This is a genomic window from Stenotrophomonas sp. YJH_SMC_53 (assembly GCF_059369995.1).
This window is the reverse complement of the sequence record NZ_JCAFTF010000005.1, coordinates 56,260-80,870: the sequence shown is the minus strand read 5'-3', so window position 1 is coordinate 80,870 and position 24,611 is coordinate 56,260. Positions and strand designations below refer to the sequence as shown.

Sequence of the window (24,611 nt, the reverse complement as noted above, 5' to 3'; positions counted from 1 at the left end):
GCCTTGGCGCGGCCGCCTCATCGGCGGTGCCGCGATGCCGGGGCAGGAGCGCCCGGCCGGGCCATCGATGGCCGGGTCACGCCGTTCCGGGCGTGACGGGGTGCGTCAAAGCGTGGGGGACGTCGTTGGGAGCGGTGTTTCGTACATTCGCAGAAGTCGTTGCTTGGCCAGCAGCTTCTCGCGCTTCATGCGACCCAGGGTGACATCATCGATCGGGAGTACACCCAGCTCCGCGTCCATGCACTTCTTGTTCAACTTGCGGTGCTGGTCATGGAGTGCCCTGAACTCCGGATCACGCGCGCGACGTGCGTCGATCTCGCTCTGGGGCTGATCTTCAAACATGATGGACCTCCTTCGACAGATACACGAACGCCCCGGCCGCAAGGCACGGGGCGTTGTTCATGGAGGAGTGCCGGCCGATGGCCACCTGGACGCCTGCAACGACCTGCGGCACTGGCCTGCGCACGTCGATCTGCTGCGGTTCGCGCCCTGCTTGCATCGGCCCGGCCCTCCCATCGTCCGGTCCGCGGCATTGCGTCCCGGACGATTGACCCTACGCCTGCTCAAGGCGGGGTACAAGGCCCCTGCGTCAAAAAGACCGAACCCCGCCGGGGCGGGGTTCAGGCTGAATGCTCATCGCAACGAAAAACAAACAATATCAATGCATTACGGCGCGATGATGACCTCGGCCGAGCGCGCCCGGGTGGACGCAGCCTTCTTGCCGCTGACTTGGATCCGGTTGCTGGCGACACCACCCGCGACCAGGGCGTCGCGCAGCGCTTCGGCACGCTTCTGGCCCACGCCGTTGGCGCTGTCGTAGGCCTCGATGCGCAGGCGCCCCTTCTTGCCGATGTTCAGGTACTCGGCCAGGGCCTTGGCCTGGTTGCGGGCGCCCCCCGACAGGCTGGAGGCGCCTGCGGCGAACGCGTCACCACCGAAGGTGAAGACCTCACCGCGAGCGTCGAACTTCGAACCGGGCAGCTTCTGCCCGGACACCAGCTCGGCTTCCTCCCGGGCCAGCCTGGCAGCGTTCTGCTGGGCAGCGCTCAGACGCTGCTGCTGCTTGCCGGCCACGCTGGTCAGGGCATTCTCGGCGTCCTGGCGGGCCAGGGTCTCGGCCTCGGCCGCCTGGCGCAGGCGTTCGGCCTCCTCGGCCTGCATCTGCGCCTGCATGCGCAGCTGCTCGGCTTCCTGGCGGGCGCGGGCGGCATCGCGGCGGCTGGCCTCGATCAGCAGGTCGCTGCGGGTACGCTCCAGGCGGTCGACCTCGCGCGCGGCCAGCGCGGTGCGCACGGCGGTCTCGGCAATCTCCACCCGGCGCTCGGCCAGGTACGTGGCCAGCTCCTGGTCGCGACGCTTGGCCTTGTCCAGGGTGGCGATGGCCTGCTGCGCCTGCATGCGCTCGAAGGCGCCCAGCTCAGCGGTATCGGGGTTGGCCTGGATGGCCATCAGGCGCTGGCTCAGCTGCGCCACCATCGGGTTGTCGGCGGCCGTGGCCAGGGTCGGCAGCGCCAGCAGCGCGGCCAGGGTTGCGGCGGTCATCGGCTTCACCGGCGGTCCTCCCCGGTCGACAGCTGGCGCTGCAGCTGGTTGACCTCGTTGCGGCGCAGCTGCAGCTGCGCGGTGACGGTGGCTTCCTCACTGCGGACGCGGGCCAGGTCGGCATCGGCGGCGGCGCGCAGGGCCATCGCCGGGGCGTTCTTGCGCTCGCGGCGGTCGCCGGCGGCGCGCTGGGCCTGCTCCAGCCCCTGCCGGGCCAGCCCGATCAGGTCCGGGGCGTACTGGTCGGCATCGGCCTGGGTGGCCTTGTCGACCGCCTGCCGGGCCTGCGCCAGTTCCAGGGCAGCGTCCTGCGCCCAGGCGGGGGCAGACAGTGCGAATGCAAACGCCATCACATACAGGCCATGGCGCATTCGTGCGAAGCTAAGTCGTTTCATTGGGGAGGCCGTACCGGTTGTCGGTTCACGGCCATTGTCGTCAAGCCGACACCGTGCTGGCAACGGGCGTCGGCCGTTTCGTTGGGGAAAATTCGCAATGGATATCGGCTACTTCCTGAAGCTGATGACCGAAAAGAACGCTTCGGACATGTTTCTGACCACCGGGGCACCGGTCTACATCAAGATCGAAGGGAAGCTCTATCCGCTGGGCAACACCGGCCTGCCGCCGGGCATGGTCAAGAAGATCGCCTACTCGCTGATGGACGAGGGCCAGGTGCCGCAGTTCGAGCGCGAGCTGGAGCTCAACATGGCCATCGCGCTGCCCGATGCCGGGCGCTTCCGCGTCAACGTGTTCAAGCAGCGGGGCGAGGTCGGCATGGTCATCCGCGCCATCCGCAGCCGGATTCCGAGCATCGAGGAGCTGAACCTGCCGCAGGTGCTGAAGGACGTCATCATGACCCCGCGCGGGCTGGTGCTGGTGGTGGGGTCCACCGGTTCCGGCAAGTCCACCTCGCTGGCGTCGATGATCGACCACCGCAACAGCACCACCACCGGTCACATCCTCACCATCGAGGATCCGATCGAGTACCTGCACAAGCACAAGATGTCGATCGTCAACCAGCGCGAGGTCGGCCTGGACACCCACGCCTTCCACAACGCGCTGAAGAACGCGATGCGTGAAGCGCCGGACGTGATCCTGATCGGCGAGATCCTGGATGCGGAAACGATGGAGGCGGCGATCGCCTTCGCCGAGACCGGCCACCTGTGCCTGGCCACCCTGCACTCCAACAACGCCGACCAGACCATCGAGCGCATCCTCAACTTCTTCCCGGAAAGCGCGCACAAGAACGTGCTGATGAACCTGGCGCTGAACCTGCGTGCGGTGATCAGCCAGCGCCTGGTGAAGAACAAGGAGGGCCGTCGCCTGCCAGCCACCGAGGTACTGATCAACACGCCGATGATCCGCGACCTGCTGCGCCGCGGCCAGGTGCACGAGATCAAGGCGGCGATGGAAGCCTCGCTGGAAGAAGGCATGGAGAGCTTCGACCAGTGCCTGTTCCGGCTGGCCAAGGCCGGTACCATCGAGCAGGAGGAAGCGCTGCGCGCGGCCGACTCGCGCGATGGCCTGGCCCTGAAGTTCCGCCTGTCCGAAGGCAGTAGCGGCGAGCACGACCCGTACGCCGATTTCTCGGCAGGCGCACCCAGCATCACCCACGGCTTCTGATCCCACGAAAAAGGGGACGGAGGGGATTAAGTCGTTTGTGCACTTGCGACTTGATCCCCCGTCCCCTTTTTCTGAAGAATTCAGGGGCGGTCTCATCCAATGAGACCCCTCATCCGTAGGTTTCCTCAATGGAAACCATCCGCAAGCTGGCCATTCTGGCTGATGCCGCCAAGTACGATGCCTCCTGCGCCTCCAGCGGCTCGGGCAAGCGCGATTCGCGCGCCAGCGGCGGTATCGGCAGCACCGAGGGCATGGGCATCTGCCACAGCTACACGCCCGATGGCCGCTGTGTTTCGTTGCTGAAGATCCTGCTGACCAACTTCTGCGTCTACGACTGCGCCTATTGCGTGAACCGGGTTTCCAGCAACGTGCCCCGTGCACGTTTCAGCGTGGATGAGGTGGTCACGCTCACCCTGGACTTCTACAAGCGCAACTACATCGAGGGCCTGTTCCTGTCCAGTGGCATCATCCGCAATGCGGACTACACCATGGAACAGATGGTGGAAGTCGCCCGGCAACTGCGCGAAGAACACCGCTACGCCGGCTACATCCACCTCAAGACCATTCCCGAGGCCTCGCCGGAACTGCTGGCCAGTGCCGGGCGCTATGCCGACCGCCTGTCCATCAACGTGGAACTGCCCACCGAAGCCGGCCTGAGCGCCTTGGCGCCGGAGAAGACGGTTCATTCCATCCGTGGCGCGATGGGGGAACTGCGCTGGCGCATCGAGGAAGCCAAGGAAGCTCGCAAGGCCCCCGCATCGGTGGCACCGACGGCCAGCCGCAGCACTCGCCCGCGCCCTCCCCGTTTCGCACCGGCCGGGCAGAGCACCCAGATGATCGTCGGCGCGGACGGGGCAAACGACCAGCAGATCCTGGCCAGCGCCGACAGCCTGTACGGCAACTACCGCATGCGCCGGGTCTACTACTCCGCGTTCAGCCCGATTCCGGACGCCAGCCGGCAGCTGCCACTGCAGCCGCCACCGTTGCAGCGCGAACATCGCCTTTACCAGGCTGACTGGCTGCTGCGCTTCTACGGGTACGGCGTGGATGAGATCACCGATACCACCCAGGACGGCATGCTCGACCTGGATATCGACCCGAAGATGGCCTGGGCAATCCGCCATCCCGAGCGCTTTCCGGTCGATCTGAACCGGGCACCGAAGGAGATGCTGCTGCGCGTGCCCGGCCTTGGCGTGCGCAACGTCAAGCGCGTGCTGATGGCACGCCGTCACGGGCGGCTGCGCGTGGCCGACATCGCACGCCTGAAGGCACCGATGAGCAAGCTGCTGCCGTTCGTGCTGCTGGCCGACCATCACCCGCGCAAAGCACTGGACGATCCGGCGGCGCTGCGCGCGCAGCTGGCCCCGCCGCCGCGACAGGGTTCGCTGTTCGATGCCCCGTCCGCGGCCTGACGCGCAGCGCTGGTCGCTGCGGGTGGATCCGCCATGGTCGCTGGAGGCCTGGCGCGGCGGTGCACGCGAAGCCCTGCTGCGCGGCGTCGCGCCGGAGCAGCTGGACTGGCTCGAGGGCAGCGACGCATCACTGCTGGACGCGCCAGCGGTCACCTCGGCGCCCGCACAGGCCGACGCTGGCGCACCGACGGTACCGCGCGACTTCCTGGAGCTGGCGGACACCTGCCTGTGCCATCGCGACGGACAACGCATGGCCCTCCTGTACCGGTTGCTGTGGCGCATCGCCCATGGCGAACGCTCGGTGCTGTCAAACCCTGCCGATGCCGACGTACTGAGGGCGATGGCCATGGCCCAGGCGGTCCGCCGCGACACGCACAAGATGAAGGCATTCGTGCGCTTCCGCGAAGTGCCTGGCCAGCCTGATGCGTTCATCGCCTGGTTCGAGCCACAGCACCACATCGTCGACCGGGTCGCGCCGTTCTTCGCGCGCCGCTTCACCGGCATGCGCTGGGCCATCCTCACGCCTTCGCGCAGTGCCTCCTGGGATGGGCAGGCGCTTGCCTTCGGCCCCGGTGCACGACGCGAGGATGCCCCGGCCGAGGATGCACGCGAGTCGCTGTGGCAGACCTATTACGCCAGCATTTTCAATCCGGCCCGGCTCAACACGCGGATGATGATGCAGGAGATGCCGGCCAAGTACTGGCGCCACCTGCCTGAAGCCCGATTGCTGCCTCGCCTGGTACGCGACGCCGCCGACCGCGTGCAGGAAATGCATGACCGTCCCGCGCAGGCACCGCAACGCAGGATTCCGCTGCGAGCGAACCCTCCGGCACCGGCAGCCGAAGCCAGCAGCCTGGACAATCTGCGCGGACAGGCCAGCGCCTGCCGCCAGTGCCCGTTGTGGGAGCAGGCCACGCAGACCGTGTTCGGACAGGGGCCGGCAGGGGCCGGGGTGATGCTGGTCGGAGAGCAACCCGGTGACACCGAAGATCTGCGTGGGCAGCCATTTGCAGGACCTGCCGGCCAGGTGCTGGACCGCGCATTGGCGGAACTGGGGATCGATCGCGCCACGCTGTACCTCACCAACGCGGTGAAGCACTTCCACCATGAACGGCGCGGCAAGGTGCGGCTGCACAAGCGGCCGGAGAGCCGTCACATCCAGGCCTGCCGGCCCTGGCTGATGGGTGAGATCGCGCGCGTGCGGCCCCAGGTGATCGTGTGCCTTGGCGCGACAGCGGCAGCCTCGGTGTTCGGCCATGATTTCGACCTCTCGCGTGACCGCGGGCGCTGGCACACCCTCGAGGACGGCACGCGCGGCTACGCCACGGTGCACCCGGCATGGGTGCTGCGACAGACCGACGATGCCCGCCGCGAGGAGGCCTACCGGTTGTTCCGCGATGACCTGGCCCGATTGCAACAGAATGGGGACGGAGGGGATTAAGTCGTAAATGCACTTACGACGTGATCCGTTCCGCCCCCTCTGCTTTCAGGCGGCGTCGGGCTGGTTTTCCGGGCGTGCGCGGTCGAAGGCGTCCAGCGCCTGGCAGGCCGCTTCGATGCGGCGCAGGGTCGGGTACGGTGCCAGGTCCAGGCCGAAACGGTGGGCGTTGTACAGCTGCGGCAACAGGCAGATGTCGGCCAGGCCAGGGCGGTCGCCGTGGCAGAACGTGCCGGTGTCGCGGCTGTTGGCCAGCATCGCTTCCATCGCGTCAAAGCCTTCGGCGATCCAGTGCAGGGTCCACTGCGTGCGGGTTTCGGCAGGCAGCTGCAGGTCGCGTTCCAGGTACTGCATCACCCGCAGGTTGTTGATCGGATGGATATCGCAGGCCACAAGCTGCGCCAGCGCCCGCACCCGTGCGCGGCCCGCAGCGTCGGCCGGCAGCAGCGGCACCTGTGGGAAGCGCTCTTCCAGGTACTCGATGATCGCCAGCGACTGGGTCAGCGTGTGCCCATCATGCAGCAGGGTCGGCACCAGCTGCTGCGGATTGAGCGCGCGATAAGCCTCATGGTGCTGCTCGCCACCGTCGCGCACCAGATGCACCGGCCGCGCCTCCCAGGCCAGGCCCTTCAGCTCCAGGCCGATGCGCACGCGGTAGGCGGCGCTGGATCGCCAGTAGGTGTACAGCACGATGCCGTCGTCGACCGGGATCTCCATCGCCGCCTCCATGCTCAGGGCTTGGCCGCCTGTTCGATGCGCTGCTCGATCGCACCGAAGATGCTGTTGCCGGCAGCATCGAGCATCTCGATGCGGACCACGTCGCCGAAGGACATGAACGGCGTGCTCGGCTTGCCGTCACGCAGGGTCTCGACCACGCGCTGCTCGGCGAAGCACGAGGCACCCTTGCTGGTGTCTTCGTTGGCGATGGTGCCCGAGCCGACGATGGTGCCGGCACCCAGCGGGCGGGTCTTGGCCGCATGCGCGACCAGCTGGGCGAAGTTGAACTGCATGTCCACGCCCGCCTCCGGCGCACCGAACCACTGGCCGTTGATGTGGGTCAGCAACGGCAGGTGCACCTTGCTGTCCTGCCACGCAGCGCCCAGCTCATCGGGGGTGACGAACACCGGCGACAGCGCCGAACGCGGCTTGGACTGCAGGAAGCCGAAGCCCTTGGCCAGCTCCCCCGGGATCAGGTTGCGCAGCGAGACATCGTTGACCAGGCCGACCAGCTGGATGTGGCTGGCGGCCTGTTCCGGGGTGGCCGCCATCGGCACGTCGTCGGTGATCACCACGATCTCCGCTTCCAGGTCGATGCCGTAGTCCTCGCTGACCACCTTGACTGCATCGCGCGGGCCGTAGAAGCCTGCGCTGGTGGCCTGGTACATCAGCGGGTCGGTATAGAAGCTCTCCGGCACCTCGGCACCGCGGGCGCGGCGCACGCGCTCGACGTGCGGCAGGTAGGCGCTGCCATCGACGAACTCATAGGCACGCGGCATCGGTGCGGCCAGCGCCTGCGGATCGAGGTCGAACACGCCATCGGCGTCGCCAGCGTTGAGCGATTCGTACAGGGCGTTCAGGCGCGGTGCGATGTGGCTCCAGTCCTCCAGGGCCTGCTGCAGGGTGGCGGCGATGCCGGTGGCGCGCACGCCGTGGCGCAGGTCACGCGAGACGACGATCAGGGTGCCGTCGCGGCCGCCTTCCTTCAAAGAACCAAGCTTCATGGGTGGGTGTCCGGAGTCGTGGGCAAACAAGTTTCAAGTGTAATCAAATCTGCGGCGGCGCCAAGCTGCAGCGCGGCATCGGCCCACCCTACCGCAGGAGGGGGTTCGGCAGGGCTTGCAGCCCTGCACCTGCTTCAAGCCAAGGCAACAGCCGATGCAACAGCAACAGCGGACATTCCGTGGAATGGCGAGGCACTGTGGGTTTGCGGGGACGCCACCGGACCCACCCCGCCATCCCTCAGGAAACCCGCTTTTGACGTTGACGTCGCTTTGGCCTCTGCGGGTGCAGGGCGCAGCCCTGCAGAGAGAACCCCTTTCCTGAACGGGGCTTTTTGCGCGAGGTCTCAGCCATCGGTTAGACTAGGCAGGTCTGCAGCGGCCGTCCGTTTCCCTCCGGGATCGCCGGCGACCAGGGTCCGCCCTCTTCGCCCGCCCCCACTCCGACGCCGTTCGTCACGCATTCCAGCCTGCGCTTCGTGCCGGCTGCACCCAACTTCTCGCAGCGCGGTTCACGGGAACGCTCCGAGTCAGCCGATCACTTTGATCTGCCCCCGTCTGTCCGCTCGGACAGGCGTTTCTTGTACCTGGAGCAATCTCAATGTCTTTTGAATCGCTGGGCCTGGCGCCCTTCCTGCTGCGTGCGCTTGCCGAGCAGGGCTACGAAACCCCGACCCCGATCCAGCAGCAGGCGATCCCGCTGGCGCTGGCCGGTCGCGACCTGCTGGCCGGCGCACAGACCGGTACCGGCAAGACTGCTGCGTTCGGCCTGCCGCTGCTGCAGCACCTGGGCACCGCCTCGCAGGAGGTGCGTGCCGGCCCGCGCAAGCCGCGTGCGCTGATCCTGGCCCCGACCCGCGAACTGGCCACCCAGGTGCATGACAGCCTGCGCGGCTACAGCAAGTACCTGCGCATTCCCAGCGCCTGCATCTACGGCGGTGTCGGCATGGGCAACCAGCTGGACATCCTGCGCCGTGGCGTGGACCTGCTGGTGGCCTGCCCGGGCCGCCTGATCGACCATCTGGAACGTCGCAGTGTCGACCTGTCCGGCATTGAACTGCTGGTGCTGGACGAAGCCGACCGCATGCTCGACATGGGCTTCCTGCCGTCGATCAAGCGCATTCTGGCCAAGCTGCCGAAGCAGAACCGCCAGACCCTGCTGTTCTCGGCCACCTTCGAGGACAACATCCGCCAGCTGGCGCTGGAGTTCATGCGCAACCCGGAACAGATCCAGGTGACGCCGAAGAACACCGTGGCCGAAACCATCACCCATCGCGTGCATCCGGTCGATGCCGGCCGCAAGCGCGACCTGCTGCTGCACCTGCTGGCGCAGGACAGCCGCGAGCAGACCCTGGTGTTCGCACGCACCAAGCACGGCAGCGACAAGCTGGCCACGTTCCTGGAAAAGTCAGGCATCAAGACCGCGGCGATCCATGGCAACAAGAGCCAGGGCCAGCGCCTGCGTGCGCTGGGCGACTTCAAGGCCGGCCGCGTGACCGTGCTGGTGGCCACCGACATCGCTGCGCGCGGCATCGACATCAACGAGCTGCCGAAGGTGATCAACTTCGACCTGCCGATGGTGGCCGAGGACTACGTGCACCGCATCGGTCGTACCGGCCGCAACGGCGCGACCGGCCAGGCGATTTCGCTGGTGGCGCAGGATGAAGTGAAGCTGCTGCGCGCGATCGTGCGCCTGCTGGGCCGCGACATGGACATCCGCGATGTGCCGGGCTTCGAACTGCAGGTTCCGATCCGCTGGGGCAACAGTGCGCCGGGCAAGGCCGAGCACGATACCGGCGAGCGCGCACCGCGCAAGAGCCACGCACGCCGTCCGCACGGTGATGCACCGCGCCATGCGCATGCCGGCCCGAAGAAGGCCGGTGGTGGCCGGCGCGAGGGCGGTGGCAACGGCCAGCAGCGTGCGGGTGCAGGCGCCGGTCAGGGTCAGCGTCGTGGCGGTGGTGGTAATGGTGGCGGCCGTGGCCGCGGCCAGGGCGGCGGCGGCAGTCGCGCCGGCTGATCCCAGCTGCCAGGGAGGGTGCTTCCCGCTGCGCGGGGGGCTATCGGGGGACGGCGCTGACGCGCCGTCCTTTTTTTTGCTGGCTACCGTGGCTGAAAGCACGCGGATGGTTTGGCTTGGGGCGGCGCAGGGCGCAGTGGGTGCAAAACACGCCGTAAACCCATCCATGGGGGCTCGATCGCGCCATCCATGGCGCTCACGGTTTTGCACCCACTGCGCCCTGCGCCGCTTCAGAGATCGCCAGCGCCTACTTGCCCCGCCGGGTAGCCGGGAGAAGAAAGATCAAATTCAAATTCAAGTTCAAAGGCAAAAGCCGAAGCCGCAATTCCTGGCTTTGCTTTTGCTTTTGCCCTTGCTCTCGCCTTGGCGGTTCGATGCGTCCGCGCCCGCAGGAAACTGTCGAGGGGAGGCCGGGCGGGCTGGGCAGGACCGTGTGGCGCATGGACGCGCCGATCGAGCTTACATGGACGTATTTGCAGCGTGTCCTGCGCAGCCCGCCCGGCCGCCCCCACACGCATCAGTCAAGGCGCCAAACGCCTCAACCCCGCGCTTTACTCGGATTCACCAGATTCCCGAAGAAGATCGCGTTGATCAGCAGCCGATCCGTCCCGTGCCAGTACTTGCGGTGCGCCGGGTCATCGGCAAACAGCACCACGTTGCCCTGCCCCTGCGCCGACACCAGCAGCCACGCGCTGCCCGCCACCCGCGCACGGTTGCGCTCGGAAAGATAACCATTCACCCGCGGCGGCGTGTCGATGCGTACCACCGTCGAGAATGGGTTCGCACTCGGCTGCAGCGTCACCGTGTTCTCCTTGTTGATCGCCAGTTGCCGGCGCGGCACGCCGAACGCCAGCGGATGACTGGTGTCCACATCGGCGCTGAGGATGTTGCCGCTGACCCGCTCGATCGCGGCGATGTCGCGCTGGTCGCCGAATGCACGGCGGCTCTCGTCGGCAGTCTCTTCGTCCTTGCCGAGCTTCTCGCCGTCGGCGAGCTTCTGTTCGATCGCCCACTTCGAGGCACTGCCATAGGTCACCAATGAACCACCGGCCTGCACCCAGCGCTTCAGTGCAGCCACCGCCGCGGCATCGACGCCGGTATAGCTGCCACCGGACAGCACGATCGTGGTGTAGCGGTCCAGGGACACTTTGCCCAGCTGCTGCGGGTCCAACTTGCTGGCAGGCAAGTGCAACTGCTGGTCGAGCAGGAACCAGGCCGAGCCGATCTCGGTGGCGGCCACCCCCTCCCCCATCACCAGCGCAACCGCGGGTTTGCGCAGCGCCTTGACGCCGTCACTGCCCAGATCGATACCTTCGCGGCTGCGGCCACTGGACAGCGCGTGCACCTGCACACCTGCCTCGCGCGCGGCCGATGTCACTGCCTCAAGCAGCGCCGCGCCCTGCAGCGTTTGCCCGGCAACCGGAATCACCAGGCTGCCGGCGGCGAAGCTGACGTCGCCCTGCGCGGTCGCCGTGGTGAACGGCTGGAATGCCGCACGTGCGCTCACGCCCTTGCCCTGCAGCGCGGCCAGCGCGCGCCCGGCGTTGTAGTCGCGCCAGTCGATCGCGTACGCGAATCCGGCCTGGCCACCCAGCACCGCGCCCTGCTCCGCCGGCAGCGCAGTCACGCGTGCGCCACCCTCGATGCGGCTACGGCTGCCGGCGAAAGCCACGCCGTAGGCCGGTGCGATCGCATAGCTGGTGCTGCCGTAGAACACATCCCCCTTGATCGGCGGTGTCTCGGCAAAGATCGAATGCACCAGGCGGAACTGCGCCTGCTGCACCGGCACCACGTAGGCGCTGCCGGCATCGAAGCGCTGCCCATCGACGGTGATTGCACGCTCCAGCGCGCGTACCTCGATGCGATGCAGCAGCAACAGTTCCAGCAGGCGGCGGGTCAGTGCCGGATCATGCACATCACCGAACACGAAGCTCTTCACCGGCTGCTGTGCGGCCTGCTTCAGCGCGCTCTGGAAGAACTGCTTCTGCAGGTCGAACAGGCCGCTGCGCTCAGTTACCGCACCACGCACCGTGCCCAGCCCGGTGGCGACCTGGTTGCGGATGGTGAACGGGAAGGTCAGCAGGCCGTTCACCGACTCCTGCACGCGGCCGCGCGAGCTGGCCTGCTCGACGGTGACGCCGACAGCCCCATGGAAGTCCGGATAGGTGGAACCGTACACCGGCGAGAAGTTGTCGAAGTTCTCGCCGGTGTAGTACAGCGAACCCAAGGCATCCAGCGCCTGCGCGTGGTACTTGGCCAGGGTCTTGTTGAATTCATACGACGCCGCCGGAATCAGCGGGCTGTGCATGCTCTTCGGCGAGGGCTCGAAGTAGTAGGTGCTGTCCTTGCCCATTTCGTGGAAGTCGATCTGCACGTTCGGGTACCACTGGTGGAACACCTCCACCTTCGGCCGCGAGTCCTGCTGGGTGAGGGCAAGCCAGTCGCGGTTGAGATCTGTGAAGTAGTGGTTGGTGCGGCCCTGCGGGAACGGTTCGACGTGTTCCTTGTCGGCCGGGTCGGCCGAGGCCGGATCGGAGGCCCAGGCGTTGTGCCAGTTGGCCGCACGATCGCGGCCATCCGGGTTCTGTGCCGGATCGAACAGCACCACCGCGTGCTGCAGCCACTGCTGGGTTTCGGCACTGCGGTTGGCCACCAGGTAGTAAGCAGTCAGCATCGCCGCCTCGGCACTGGACGTCTCGTTGCCATGCACGCTGTAACCCAGCCACACCACCACCGGGCTGTCACCGGCCGCGCTGCGCGGTTGCGCCGGATCGGCCAGGGTCGCGTGCTGTTGGCGCAGCTGTTCCAGCCGCGCGTGATTGCCGGCGGCGGTGACGGTGGCGATCAGCAGCGGGCGGCCCTCGTAGCTTCGTCCGATCTCGCGCACGCTGATCTTGTCCGAGCGTCTGGCCAGCTCCTGGAAGTACGCCACCAGTTGGTCGTGCCGGGTGTAGCGGCTACCGATCGGGTAGCCGAGGAACTGCTCCGGCGTCGGCACCGCTGCATCGAAGGCTGCCGCATCCGTGGCCTGCGGGAAGAAATAGGCACTCTGTGCCTGCGCCGGCTGCGGGCAGGACAGTACAGTGGCGGCGGCAAGCAGCAACGGAAGAACGGCACGGCGATGCAAGGACACGGTGACTCCCCAGGAACACAACGGCAGACAGTTGCGCGGCCGGTCCCTTCAGGTGGCCGGCCGCGGCGGATGGATCAGAAGCGGTAATCGAAGCCCAGCGTGAAGTAGCGGCCGCGCAGGTCGTACTGGCTGAAGTCGTACGGTGCGCGGATGCCCGGGAACGAGGCGTCGTACGGCGGCGTCTTGTCGGCCAGGTTCTGCACCTTGGCGTACACGGTCAGCTTGTCGATACCGGTGTAGGCCAGGTACACGTCGTACTGGCTGTAGCTGCCGACGCGCTGCTGCACCGCCTTGGCTGCGGTGCTGGCTTCCTGGCGGTAGCTGCTGGTGTAGTACCAGGTCACGGCTGCGTTGAAATCACCGTACTTCCAATCCAGCGTGGTGGTGGCCTTGTCCTTGGGCAGGGTCGCGCCCAGGTTGCTGCCGGCGTAGTCGACCAGCGGGCCACCGACCACGGTCGGGCGACGGTAGTCGCGCACGTGGGTGTAAGCCGAGGACACGGTGAAGTCACCCAGCACCGCGGTCGGGATGCGCTGGCGCAGTTCGACGTCGATGCCGGAGGTCTTCAGCTCGCTCAGGTTCTGGTAGCGGTTGTAGACCGCCTGCAGCTTGCCGCGCTCATCGCGCTGCACCGCGCCAGCCACGTTGTCGTTGACCAGGGTCTGGGTGTTGTTGGTGCCGACCAGGTTGTCCAGCTGGATGCGGTAGTAGTCCACGCTCAGGTTGGTGTTGGCCCACGGCGACAGCACCACACCGAAGTTCACGCTCCTGGTGCGCTCGGGCTTCAGTTCGTTGTTGCCGACGGTGAAGAAGGTCGGGTTCTGCCGCGAACCCGGCACGTCCGGATCACGCGGATCGACCACGCTGCCATAGGCGATGCTGGTGCTGTTGGAGTTTTCCGACAGCGACGGCGCACGGAAGCCCTTCGACGCCGACGCACGCACCAGCAGGAAATCCAGCGGCTGCCAGCGCAGGCCGATCTTCGGCGAGAACGCATCGCCGAAATCATCGTAGTGATCGGCACGCGCGGCGGCGGACAGCTCCAGCGTCGAGGCCAGCGGCACGTTCACTTCGGCGTAGGCGGCACTGACCTGGCGCTGGCCATGTACTTCTGCGATGGCCGGGCGCACCTGCAGGCCGGCATCGATCTGCCACGGGTTGTTGGAATCGAGCTTTTCGCGGCGCCACTCGGCACCAGCGGCGAAGCCGATCTCGCCGGCCCAGGTGCGGCCCAGGCTGCCGGAAATCTTGGCATCGATGCCCTGCAGCTTGGACTCGGCCGGACGCAGCGTGGCGATGTTGATCGAATCACGCACCGACTGCGGCGTGGCTGCCGGGTCAAGCAGGTTGTAGCTGCCCGTGGACAGTGCGTTGGCCAGCGCCCAGCGGTTGGCGAAGCCGCCGGACACGCTCTCGCGCTCGCTGCTGCGCGCACCGAATGCGGCCACTTCCCAATCCCAGTTGGCGGTGGTGCCACGCAGGCCGAACACGCCGCGATAGGCGGTGGAGCGGTTGGTCTTGATCGTGCCGCCGAGGTCGAAGAAGGTGTACTCGATCGGGATCGCACGCCCGTACGGGTTGTACGGATTGCTGGCCGGCAGCAGCGACGACACCGGCTCGGCCAGGCCGCTGTCCGCGTTCAGTGCGAAGCGGCCGCTCTCCAGGGTGAAGAAGGGGCTGCTGCCAAACCAGGCAGCGCTCTTGATCTGGCTGTACAGCACTTCGCCGAAGGCTTCGACATTGTCGTTCAGGCGGAAGGTGCCGTTGGCATAGGCCTGGTAACGCTTGGTCGAAGGGATCAGCGTGGTGAACGGTGCCTGGTTGAAGCCGCAGGTATCACCGGACAGGCCATCGATCGGCGCGCTGGCAACGCGGGTGGTGCCGGCCGGGCAGTTGCCGTTGGCATCGAGCATCGGCACCGACACGCCGTTGACCAGGTAGCGTGCGCCCTTGGCCGACCAGCCGTTCCAGCGGCCACCGGGCTTGTCGGTGTAGATGCCACTGCGGGTCAGGTTGCGCTCGTCCTGGTCCAGGCGCTCGCGGTTGTAACCCTGCAGGCTGAAGAGGATGTTGTAGCCATCGGTGTCCAGATCACCGAGGCCGCCGACGAACTTCAGGTTCTGCTCGTGCAGGCCGCCCTGGTCGGCACCGCCGAAGCTGCCGCCGATCTCGGCGCCTTCGAAGTTCTGCCGGGTGATGATGTTGACCACGCCGGCCACGGCGTCGGAGCCGTACACCGCCGAGGCGCCGTCCTTGAGCACTTCGATGCGCTCGACTGCGACCAGCGGCAGCGCGTTGAGATCAACGAACGTATCGGACAGGCCGCCGGCCGGGAAGCCGTAGTTGGCCAGACGGCGGCCGTTGAGCAGCACCAGCGTGTTCTTCTGCGACAGGCCGCGCAGGCCGATGCCGGCCGAGCCGGAGGCCCAGCCGTTGTTGGTGGTTTCGTTGCTGGCGTTGCCGGTGTTGGCCGAGATCGAACGCAGCACGTCGGCCACGGTGGCCTTGCCGGTCTGTTCCAGCTGCTGGCGACCGATCACCTGCACCGGGTTGGAGGCCTCGGTATCGGCGCGCTTGATGTTGGAACCGGTGACACGCACGGCGGCCAGGGTGCTGGCTTCGCCACTGGCGTCGGCGGAGGTTTCGGCGGCGGCGGACAACGGCGCGGCCAGAGCGACGGCCAGGGCCGCCACGAGCAGGGTGTGCTTGGGCATGACGATGTGGGGGGTGGTAAGGACGACGAAGTTCCGCAGTAGTCCATGCCTGGCCGGCGCCCGGCCAATAACATCTCTTCATACGGATATAAGAGAAACTATCATCTCTTCATCCGGATGGAAAGAGTCACTTCACGAAAGCCCGGCGTCCACTCAGGCTGCCGGGCCGCCTGCGGCGTACAATTGCGCCATGGAAATCTTCAAAGTCTTCATGCTCGAGGCGGCGCACCGCCTTCCCAACGTGCCGCCGGGGCACAAGTGCGCGCGCCTGCACGGCCACTCGTTCCGGGTGGAACTGAAGGTCGAGGGCGAGCCCGGCGCGCAGACTGGCTGGATCATGGACTTCGGCGACGTGAAGGCGGCTTTCCAGCCGATCTATGACCGCCTGGACCATCACTACCTCAACGACATCCCCGGCCTGGAGAACCCGACCAGCGAGAATCTGGCGGTGTGGATCTGGAACGAACTCAAGCCCAGCCTGCCGGCGCTGAGCGAGATCACCGTGCACGAAACCTGCACCTCCGGCTGCCGCTACCGCGGTCCGACGGCCTGATCAACCCATTGATCTGAAAGGTGTTTCAAAGGCGCCCTGGGCGCCTTTGTTATTTTTGTTGCATTGCCACATCAAGAGCGTATGCTGCACTGCATCAAGCCACTCCCTGATGCCCCATGGCCGCCGCCTTCAGCGATCGCTTCAGTGATGCCACCCGCCAGCTCGCCGCCGCAGCCACGCGTGCGAACCGGCTGGCGTTGGAGAACGCGGAGAGCATGTTCGGCGTGCAGTTGAAGGTGATGGAGCGCAACCTGACCGCGACCGGCGGCTGGCTGGGTGAACTGGCCCGCAGCGACGACACGGCCGGGATGCTCAACAAGGGCGCACAGCTGTGGCAGGACAACCTGCAGCGGCTGGGCCAGGCCCAGCAGGATGTGGTCGGTCTCGGCCTGCAGGCAAGCAAGGCGTGGTCCGAACTGGTGCAGGGCTGCAACGAATCAACGGCGGACGCGAACAACCACTGACGCGACGCAACGCTCATTGCATGGGTCCCTCCCCCCATGCAATCCGGACCCGGCAGATCCCTCCCTCTGCCGGGTCCTTTTTTTTTGCCTGGTGTTCGGATTCCGAAGTGCGTCTTCGTCCGATGTCTCTGCGAGCTGAGGGGCCCCGCCGGGACAGGCAGGGGCCTGGGCAAATGTCCCCCGGCGCCGGCCGTTGGCCGTCACCTCCTCCTTTACTTTGCCCAGACCCCTGCCCGCCCCGACGAGGCTCGGCGTGCGGTGGGTAGAGCGCAGTGCTCGCGGCAACCTTTCAATGACGCGCCGACGAATCAATGACGCGCCGACGAACTCCGAACGCAGGGCGGAGGCCCTTGCGTACGAAGTAAAGGAGGAGGTGACGGCCAACGGCCGTCGCCAGAGGACATTCGTACGCGAGGGCCTCCGCCCTGCGCCACGCAGAATGAATCCGCCACAAGCGTGTCTTCGTCTCGATTCCCCACGAACTGATGGGCCCCGCCGGGGCAGGCAGGGGTCTGAACAAATGTCCCCCGGCGCCGGCCGTTGGCCGTCACCTCCTCCTTTACTTTGCCCAGACCCCTGCCCGCCCCGACGAGGCTCGGCGTGCGGTGGGTAGAGCGCAGTGCTCGCGGCAACCTTTCAATGACGCGCCGACGAACTCCGAACGCAGGGCGGAGGCCCTTGCGTACGAAGTAAAGGAGGAGGTGACGGCCAACGGCCGGCGCCGGAGGACATTCGTACGCAAGGGCCTCCGCCCTGCGCCGCGCAGAACGAATCCGCCACGCGCCACGCAGAACACACCGCGAAGGAACCTCAGCGCCCGCGACCACCGTGCCAGTGCTGGTGCCACGCCTGGAACATCAACACGTTCCACAGGTGCGTGTGCCACTTGCGCTCGCCGCGCAGGAACGCTTCCCAGATGCCGCGCACGCGTGCCGGATCGAAACAGCCCTGATTGCGAAGCAGCTGCGGGTCCAGCAGCGCCTCCGCCCAATCGCGCAACGGACCGGCCAGCCAGCGCGCCATCGGCGGGCCAAAGCCGCGCTTGGGACGGTACACCAGCGGCCCGGGCAGGTAGCGTGCCAACAGGTGCTTCAGGATCAGTTTGTGTTCGCCGTCGTGGTACTTCAGGTGCTGCGGCAGGCGCCAGGCCAGTCGCACCACCTCCATGTCCAGCAGTGGCGCACGGGTTTCAACGCCCGCCGCCATGCCCGCGCGGTCGACCTTGGCCAGGATGCCCTCGGCCAGATCCATGCGGAAATCCAGCAGCTGGATGCGCGCTTCGGCCGGCAGCGCCGAGTCCTGCTGCTGGAAGATCGTCACCGGTTCACGCGCGCCCAGCACCACCTGCGCCGGCTGCCGCCAGCGGGTCACCCGCTGCAGATAGTGGCCTTCCACATCGTTGGCAGCAACTTCGGCCACCAAGGCACGCCATCCACCGAGACGACCACGCTCGGCGTTCATGCGGTTGCCGCTGCGCCGCGCCAGGTCGCGTACCCAGTCCGGCAAGCCACCGCACAGGCGCGCATTGCGCAGCGCGCGGCCATAGCTGGGGTGGCCGAAGAACAGTTCATCGCCACCGTCACCGGTCAGCGCCACCGGCTTGCGTGCCCCCAGCAGTTCACTGGCCAGCAGCGTCGGCAGCTGCGAGGCGTCGGCGAACGGTTCGCACCAGACCTGCGGCAGGCGCTGCAGCAGATCCAGGCCCTGGCGCGCGTCCATGCGGTGCAGGTGGTGCTGCACACCCAGATGGCGCGCGACCTGCGACGCCCAGTCGCTCTCGTCATGTCCCGGATCGTCGAAGCCGACCGTCCATGCTTCGATCGGCAGCGTGGATTGGGCCTGCATCATCGCCGTCACCAGCGAGGAGTCGGTGCCTCCGGACAGGAACGCGCCACACGCCAGCGGCGAGTGCATGCGTGAAGCGATGGCTTTCTGAAGTACCGCCTCAAGCTGGTCGGTGGCCTGTTCCAGGCTCGGCGCCGGTTGCAGCGGCTCCTGCAGTGCACGCTGCATTGCTTCGCGTGCGCACCAGTAACGCGCGCCCCCCTGCTCGGCCTGGCTGGAGCAACCCGCGGCATGGTCGCTGAGATCGATGCGCAGCATCGCGCCCGCCACCAGCTTGTGGATGCCGCGGTAGATGGTGTGCGGCGCCGGCACATAGTCGTGACGCAGCAGAAGGCTCAGCGCATCCTGGTCGATGCTCGGTGCGAACCCGGCGAAGGCCTGCAGCGCCTTCAACTCCGAGGCGAACAGGAACTGGCCCTGGTACCAGCCGTAGTACAGCGGCCGCTCGCCCACCGGATCACGGGCCAGCCACAGCACGCGCGACTCGCGGTCCCAGACGCTGAAACCGAAGGCGCCCTCGATACGCGACAGCGCCCGCTGCACGCCCCATTCGACGATCGCCTGCAGCAGCAGCCGTGCATCGCTGCAGCTGCGTGGCAGATCGCGCAACTGCGCCTGCAGGTCAGCGCGGTTGTACAGGCGGCCGTCCAGGCACAGCACGTAGCGACCGCAGTCCGAGCTCAGCGGCTGCAACGGCGTATCGGTCGGCGCCCGGCAGTGGCCCAGCGCGAGGCCGGCCTCGGCGTCGGTCCAGTAGCCGATGCGGCCACGCCCACGCTGCTGCAGCGCCCGCAGCATCGGCGCCAGCTGCTGCAGCAACTGCTCGTCCTCGGCGGGCGGCAACCAGGCCCCGACCACGCCGCTCATCGGGAGCCTCCGCACTGGCGGCGGCGGGACGGGTTCAGCAGGCAGGGGGCGGCGGGCGACATGGGGACGGCACGCGGAGCGGAGGAGACTCCATGCTCGGCGCCGGGCCGCGCGGCGTCAGTCGCTTTGCTGTCAGCGATCGTCACCTGTCGTATCACGAAGGTAACGTTTTGTAACAGCATCAGGCTATGCTGAACGCCAAGTTGTTGCCGGGACTGAGACCCGGCCCCTGCGCCAGCAACCCCGGCTGAATGGCGCCCGCCCCCGGGACCCGGGCGGCCCGATGGCTGGGATAGCATCGCCGCGCTCGTGCCGTGGCGGTACGTTTGCGCCTACGGAGGCCTTGGAAATGCTGGATATCGTACTGGTCGAAGACGATGCCCGCCTGGGAACGATGGTCAGCGACTACCTGCAACGGCATGGCTACCAGGTGGCCCACGAGCGCAGCGGCGAGCGCGCAGTGGCCCGCATCCTGGCCGAGAAACCAGCCTTGGTGCTGCTCGATGTCGGCCTGCCCGACCAGGATGGTTTCGAAGTGTGTCGGCAGATCCGGCCCCTCTATGACGGCATCATCTGCGTGCTGACCGCCCGCACCGACAACATCGACCAGGTTCTGGGGCTGGAGCTGGGGGCCGACGACTACATCGGCAAACCGATCGAACCGCGGGTGCTGCTGGCGCGGCTGCGCGCCCACCTGCGCCGCCACCGCCGGGTCGAACCGCGTGACGGCAGCCTGCGCTTCGGCGAGCTGAGCATCGACCCGTCCACCCGCAACGTGCACCTGCAGGGCAGCCTGCTGGAGCTGACCACGGCCGAGTTCGACCTGCTGTTCCTGCTGGCCAGCAATGCCGGCCAGATCCTGGACCGCGACGCGCTGCTGCGCGGCCTGCGTGGCATCGCCTTCGACGGCCTGGACCGTTCGATCGATGCCCGCATCTCGCGCCTGCGCCGCAAGCTGGGCGACAACCCCGAGCAGCCGGAACGGATCAAGACCGTCCGTGGCCGCGGCTACCTGTTCAGCCGCTCGGCATGGGGATGAAGCGCACGCCCTCGGCGATGCGCGGCCACGCCTTCCACTTCCTGCGCTACGGCATCGGCTTCCTGGTTGCCCACCTGTTGCTGATCGTGCTGGGCCTGTGGGCCTGGGATGCCCTGCTGGAGGACCGCACCGAAGCCGGGCTGCAGGCCGAAATGCGTGGCACCCATGCCCTGCTGCAGCACCGCTTCGCCGAAACCCCGCGCGACCAGTGGCCGGTGCTGGCACGCGAACTCGACGCCGATTTCGCCTACGCGCTGCGCATGGTGCCGCTGGCTGAGGCAGTGAAGGCGTTGCCGGCCAGCCAACGTCCGCCGTTCAACAACGGCCGCGTGCAGATCGACCTGGAGCACATGCGCAGCCTGCAGCGCATCGGTGACAGCGACTACGCGGTGATGCTGGGGCCGCTGGATGAAGCGCTGCCGGACGAGGGCTGGCAGGACAGCGAAGTGTCGGGCGTGGCGATCCTGCTGCTGATCCTGATGGTGGCGGTGGCATTGCCGATGTACGTGATGGTCTATCGGTTGTGGCGCGACGTCTCGCAGCTGGCGCAGGCGGCCAGGCAGATGCGCGATGGCCAGTTGGACACGCGTGCGCCGCGTGCGGGCACCGCGCTGGTGCGGCCACTGGCCAATGCCTTCAACCACATGGCCGAGCAGCTGCAGCAGCTGCTGGAAAGCCAGCGTGTGCTGGCGCAGGCGGTGGCGCACGAAGTGCGCACGCCATTGGCGCGGATGCGTTTCGGCCTGGCCGACCTGGAGGACACCGCGCTTGATGATGGGCAGCGCGATGCACTGGGCGGATTGCGCACCGATGTGGATCGGCTGCAGCACCTGACCGATGCAGGCGTCGAGTACGCCGCACTGGGCCGCTGCCATCAGCTGACCCGCCAGCGCCTGCAGCTGGCGGCGCTGGTGCGCGGCGTGGTCGCCCAGTTCGCGCCGCTGCCGATGCCGGTGCAGCAGGCGCTGTCGCCGGTGGGCCTGGTCAACGTCAACCGGCATATGCTGGAGCTGGCACTGCGCAACCTGCTCGGCAATGCACTGCGCTACGCGCGCCGGCAGATCCGTATTGCCAGCAGCGTCAATGACGGCTGGCTATGCCTGCAGGTGGAGGACGACGGCCCCGGCATTGCACCCGAACTGCGCGGCCAGGTACTGCAGCCCTACGTCCGGCTGGACCCGGGCAGTCCCGGCTTCGGCCTCGGCCTGGCACTGGTGCAGGTGGTGGCCGACAAGCATGGCGGCCACGTCGAAGTGACCGATTCGGCGCTGGGCGGTGCCTGCATCCGCCTGCACCTGCCGCTGGAAAACGGCGGCGGCATCGTCGAATGCGAAGCGGCCTGCTAGGCCGCCGGTTCCGCACGCGGCAAGGCAAACACGAACAGCGCGCCACGCTCGCTGTCGCGCAGTTCGATGCGGCGGCCGTGCAGCTGCACGATGCGCTGCACGATCAACAGCCCCAATCCGCCGTTCTCGCCGCGCCGCGCGCCCAGCGCGGCCGGTGCCTGGAACAGCTGGGTGCGCAACGCCTGCGCCACCCCTGGGCCGTCATCAGCCACGCTGACCTCCACGCTGTCGGGAGTCGCGCAAAGGCGCACCTCGATCTGTCCACCGTCGGGTGCATGGCGCAGCGCGTTGTCGAGCAGGTTGGTCAACACCCGTTCGACCAGGCCCAGGTCGGCGCGCACCAGCGGCAGGCCGGGGGGGAACGCTGCGTGCAGCTGCTGGCCACGCGCCTGTGCCGCCAGTTCGAACTTCTGCAGCACGTCCTGCAGCAGCTCCGGCAGCGCGAACACCTCCCACTCCAACCGCACTTCGCCATGCTCCAGCCGCGCCAGCTCGAACAGCGCGCGCGCCAGCCGGCCGACCTTGGCGCTCTGCGCCAGCGCGATACCGAGATAGCGGCGGCGTTCGTCCGCTGACAGCGTGGCGTCCTTCAATGCCAGCGTTTCCAGGTAGCCATGCAGCGACGACAGCGGCGTGCGCAGGTCGTGCGAGATATTGGCAACCAGTTCGCGGCGCTGCAGGTCCTGCTGGCGCAGCTGCTGCCACTGCTCGCCCAGCCGCTGCGCCATCTGCGCATGCGCGTGTTCGAGGATCACCAGCTCGTCGCGCTCACCGGGGCGCAGCGGCTCCGGCGGTGGCAACGGCGTGGGTGCGTCGATGTCGAAGGCCTGGATGCGTCGGGTCAGCCGCCGCAGCGGACGGGTCACCCAGTAGAACGCCACCAGCCCGGCCAGCAAGCCGAGGCCACCGACCAGCACCACCGACCACAGCGTGGTGTTCCACTGGCTGCCGGCGGCAAGATCGTCGGCCAGCATCTGCCGGTGCTCGCCGACCAGCACCACGTACACGTAGCCCGCCGGCCGGCCCTGCACGATCAAAGGTGCCGCGCTGAACACCTTGCGGCCATTCGCGCTACGCGGGTCATCGCCGAGGATCGGCAACGGCGCACCGGCCAGCAGGTGGCGCAGCGGCGCCACGTCCACCCGGTTTCGCACCAGGTGCCCACTGGGTGCATCGTGGCCGAGGATGCGGCCCTGGTCATCCAGCAGGTAGACCTCGACGCTGGGATTGACCGCCATCAACTGGCCGAACAACGCCCGCACCGCCGCATCACGCATGCCGCTGGTATCCATCAGCTCGCTGCGCTGGGCGATGTGCTCTGCCAGGCCCAGCGACAACCGCTGTACCACCTCCTGCTCGTGGCGGGTATTGGCGCGCATCTGCAGTGCAAGCAGCGCCATGCAGCACGTCAGCATCAGCGCAGCGGTCACCACTGCCAGCTTCTGCCACAGGTTCGGCTTGATCATGCCGCTGCTCCGGCCGGGTCGACCAGCTTGTAGCCACGGCCCCACACCGTCAGCAGCCGCCGCGGATTGGCCGGATCGGGCTCGATCTTGCTGCGCAGGCGGTTGATATGGGTGTTGACCGTATGCTCGTAGCCATCGTGCTGGTAGCCCCATACCTGGTTGAGCAGTTCCATGCGCGCGAACACCTGGTCCGGGTGACGGGCGAAGAACAACAGCAGGTCGAACTCGCGCGGGGTCAGCTCCAATGGATTGCCATCCACCGAGGCGGTACGCGCGACCGGGTCCAGCTGCAGTCCCCCCAGCTCGATCGCGCCGGCATCGATGCGTGCGCTCTGCGCCATCGCCTCGGCGCGGCGCAGCAGCGCGCGCACGCGTGCCACCAGTTCCGGCATCGAGAAGGGTTTTGCCAGGTAATCGTCCGCGCCCAGTTCCAGGCCGACGATGCGCTGGGTTTCGCTGCCGCGCGCACTGATGATGATGATCGGCACATACCGCGCCATCGCGCGTGCGCGCTGGCACACCTGCAGGCCGTCCACGCCGGGCAGCATCACGTCCAGCACCAGCGCATCCCAGGGACCTTCCTGCTCGAGCAGGCGCAGGCCGGCATCGCCGCTGGCAGCATGGGCGACATCGTAGCCCTCATCGCCCAGGTGCATGCGCAGCAGGTCGGCGATGTGGGCATCGTCTTCAACGATCAGCACGCGTTTGGTCGACATCGTCAGCTCAAGGCCAGTGGGGAGGCGGGTTGCATTGTGGCGCGGGACGGCCGCCGATACCTCACGAAAAATTGAATCCTGCGTGAGGATTCGTTGACCCGGGCGGGCGCAGCATGGCCCCGTCATCCCCTTCCCGGAGTCCGCCATGTCCTTGTCCCGCCGCCATCTGCTGGGCCTGGGAGGTGTTGCCACCGCCGCCGGCCTGCTCGGCCTGGGGGCCTGCAGCCGCGCCGCCCCGGCCGCCGCTGAAGCGCGCCCGTCGCGACAGTTCGAGGTCATGCACAGCGATGCCGACTGGCGCCAGCGCCTGACCCCGGCGCAGTACGCGGTGCTGCGCCAGCAGGCCACCGAACGGCCGTGGAGCAGCCCGCTCAACAAGGAACACCGCCAGGGCACCTTCGCGTGTGCCGGCTGTGCGCTGCCGCTGTTTTCCTCCTCCACCAAGTTCGAGAGCGGCACCGGCTGGCCCAGCTTCTGGGCGCCGCTGCACAACGCCATCGGCGAAGACCGCGACATCACCTTCGGGATGCTGCGGGTGGAGGTGCACTGCCGTCGCTGTGGCGGCCACCTCGGCCATGTGTTCAACGATGGCCCACGCCCGACCGGGCTGCGCTACTGCATGAACGGTGCAGCGATGGTGTTCGTTCCCGGCGCCACGGATGGCACTGCCGACGGCTGGCGGGTGCCGGTCGGTTCTTCCCCTGTTTCCGGAGCCTGA

19 protein-coding genes are annotated in these 24,611 nt (G+C 67.4%); 9 read left to right on the top strand and 10 right to left on the bottom strand.

Annotated elements, in window-relative coordinates; all coding sequences use genetic code 11:
- Window positions 1-105: 105 nt before the first annotated feature.
- The 3 genes from AC5P7X_RS09545 to AC5P7X_RS09535 form a co-directional block, all read right to left on the bottom strand.
- Entirely contained in the window at window positions 106-342 is a 237-nt protein-coding gene (locus AC5P7X_RS09545) for an HP1242/YdcH family protein (protein WP_005407964.1), read from the bottom strand.
- 324 nt (window positions 343-666) lie between these two features.
- Window positions 667-1,551, bottom strand: coding sequence for an OmpA family protein (locus AC5P7X_RS09540; protein ID WP_080375071.1), 885 nt, complete (start codon window positions 1,549-1,551; stop codon window positions 667-669).
- Window positions 1,548-1,913 (bottom strand): DUF4398 domain-containing protein, encoded by a 366-nt coding sequence (locus AC5P7X_RS09535; RefSeq protein ID WP_005415160.1) that lies wholly within the window; start codon window positions 1,911-1,913, stop codon window positions 1,548-1,550. Before AC5P7X_RS09535 ends, AC5P7X_RS09540 begins: the two co-directional genes overlap by 4 nt.
- A gap of 121 nt (window positions 1,914-2,034) precedes the next feature.
- Between AC5P7X_RS09535 and AC5P7X_RS09530 the strand changes: the two genes are divergently transcribed.
- From AC5P7X_RS09530 to AC5P7X_RS09520, 3 genes are all read left to right on the top strand, one after another.
- Window positions 2,035-3,162 carry a PilT/PilU family type 4a pilus ATPase gene (locus tag AC5P7X_RS09530; protein WP_049416904.1) on the top strand — a complete coding sequence of 376 codons (1,128 nt, stop codon included), beginning with the start codon at window positions 2,035-2,037 and terminating at the stop codon, window positions 3,160-3,162.
- Window positions 3,163-3,290: 128 nt separating this feature from the next.
- Entirely contained in the window at window positions 3,291-4,574 is a 1,284-nt protein-coding gene (locus AC5P7X_RS09525) for a putative DNA modification/repair radical SAM protein (RefSeq protein WP_053497946.1), read from the top strand.
- The gene (locus tag AC5P7X_RS09520) at window positions 4,555-6,015 is read left to right on the top strand and encodes a UdgX family uracil-DNA binding protein (RefSeq protein WP_495214753.1); all 1,461 of its coding nucleotides are present in this window, start codon (window positions 4,555-4,557) and stop codon (window positions 6,013-6,015) included. Before AC5P7X_RS09525 ends, AC5P7X_RS09520 begins: the two co-directional genes overlap by 20 nt.
- 45 nt (window positions 6,016-6,060) lie before the next feature.
- Here the strand turns inward: AC5P7X_RS09520 and maiA are convergent, their stop codons facing one another.
- Together maiA and AC5P7X_RS09510 are read right to left on the bottom strand one after the other, a co-directional pair.
- Window positions 6,061-6,729, bottom strand: a complete 669-nt coding sequence (gene maiA / locus AC5P7X_RS09515; RefSeq protein ID WP_171957949.1) for a maleylacetoacetate isomerase — start codon at window positions 6,727-6,729, stop codon at window positions 6,061-6,063.
- Between the two features lie 14 nt (window positions 6,730-6,743).
- On the bottom strand, window positions 6,744-7,733 hold the full coding sequence (locus AC5P7X_RS09510; RefSeq protein WP_005415155.1) for a fumarylacetoacetate hydrolase family protein: 990 nt from the start codon (window positions 7,731-7,733) through the stop codon (window positions 6,744-6,746).
- A gap of 598 nt (window positions 7,734-8,331) precedes the next feature.
- Between AC5P7X_RS09510 and AC5P7X_RS09505 the strand changes: the two genes are divergently transcribed.
- The gene (locus AC5P7X_RS09505; protein WP_070489641.1) at window positions 8,332-9,750 is read left to right on the top strand and encodes a DEAD/DEAH box helicase; all 1,419 of its coding nucleotides are present in this window, start codon (window positions 8,332-8,334) and stop codon (window positions 9,748-9,750) included.
- A gap of 538 nt (window positions 9,751-10,288) precedes the next feature.
- Here AC5P7X_RS09505 and AC5P7X_RS09500 read toward each other — a convergent pair.
- Window positions 10,289-12,883, bottom strand: a complete 2,595-nt coding sequence (locus tag AC5P7X_RS09500; RefSeq protein WP_495214752.1) for a M14 family zinc carboxypeptidase — start codon at window positions 12,881-12,883, stop codon at window positions 10,289-10,291.
- A 74-nt stretch (window positions 12,884-12,957) separates the two neighbouring features.
- Window positions 12,958-15,597, bottom strand: coding sequence for a TonB-dependent receptor (locus tag AC5P7X_RS09495; protein WP_329842823.1), 2,640 nt, complete (start codon window positions 15,595-15,597; stop codon window positions 12,958-12,960).
- A gap of 190 nt (window positions 15,598-15,787) precedes the next feature.
- On the opposite strand from AC5P7X_RS09495, the gene queD reads away from it, so the two are divergent.
- The gene (gene queD / locus AC5P7X_RS09490; RefSeq protein ID WP_005407953.1) at window positions 15,788-16,150 is read left to right on the top strand and encodes a 6-carboxytetrahydropterin synthase QueD; all 363 of its coding nucleotides are present in this window, start codon (window positions 15,788-15,790) and stop codon (window positions 16,148-16,150) included.
- 116 nt (window positions 16,151-16,266) lie between these two features.
- Window positions 16,267-16,614, top strand: coding sequence for a phasin family protein (locus AC5P7X_RS09485; RefSeq protein ID WP_053501159.1), 348 nt, complete (start codon window positions 16,267-16,269; stop codon window positions 16,612-16,614).
- 810 nt (window positions 16,615-17,424) lie between these two features.
- Here the strand turns inward: AC5P7X_RS09485 and asnB are convergent.
- Window positions 17,425-19,326: an asparagine synthase (glutamine-hydrolyzing) gene (asnB, locus tag AC5P7X_RS09480; protein ID WP_329842825.1), complete on the bottom strand. Its 1,902-nt coding sequence runs from the start codon at window positions 19,324-19,326 to the stop codon at window positions 17,425-17,427.
- A 349-nt stretch (window positions 19,327-19,675) separates the two neighbouring features.
- On the opposite strand from asnB, the gene AC5P7X_RS09475 reads away from it, so the two are divergent.
- Together AC5P7X_RS09475 and AC5P7X_RS09470 are read left to right on the top strand one after the other, a co-directional pair.
- The gene (locus AC5P7X_RS09475; RefSeq protein ID WP_005415149.1) at window positions 19,676-20,365 is read left to right on the top strand and encodes a winged helix-turn-helix domain-containing protein; all 690 of its coding nucleotides are present in this window, start codon (window positions 19,676-19,678) and stop codon (window positions 20,363-20,365) included.
- The gene (locus AC5P7X_RS09470; protein ID WP_138953163.1) at window positions 20,362-21,711 is read left to right on the top strand and encodes an ATP-binding protein; all 1,350 of its coding nucleotides are present in this window, start codon (window positions 20,362-20,364) and stop codon (window positions 21,709-21,711) included. Before AC5P7X_RS09475 ends, AC5P7X_RS09470 begins: the two co-directional genes overlap by 4 nt.
- Here AC5P7X_RS09470 and AC5P7X_RS09465 read toward each other — a convergent pair.
- Window positions 21,708-23,177, bottom strand: coding sequence for a sensor histidine kinase (locus AC5P7X_RS09465; protein ID WP_171957944.1), 1,470 nt, complete (start codon window positions 23,175-23,177; stop codon window positions 21,708-21,710). The genes AC5P7X_RS09470 and AC5P7X_RS09465 overlap by 4 nt on opposite strands.
- Window positions 23,174-23,893 carry a response regulator transcription factor gene (locus AC5P7X_RS09460; protein ID WP_005415146.1) on the bottom strand — a complete coding sequence of 240 codons (720 nt, stop codon included), beginning with the start codon at window positions 23,891-23,893 and terminating at the stop codon, window positions 23,174-23,176. Before AC5P7X_RS09460 ends, AC5P7X_RS09465 begins: the two co-directional genes overlap by 4 nt.
- A gap of 145 nt (window positions 23,894-24,038) precedes the next feature.
- Here AC5P7X_RS09460 and msrB point away from each other — a divergent pair, with 145 nt between their 5' ends.
- Window positions 24,039-24,611 (top strand): peptide-methionine (R)-S-oxide reductase MsrB, encoded by a 573-nt coding sequence (msrB, locus tag AC5P7X_RS09455; RefSeq protein WP_171957943.1) that lies wholly within the window; start codon window positions 24,039-24,041, stop codon window positions 24,609-24,611.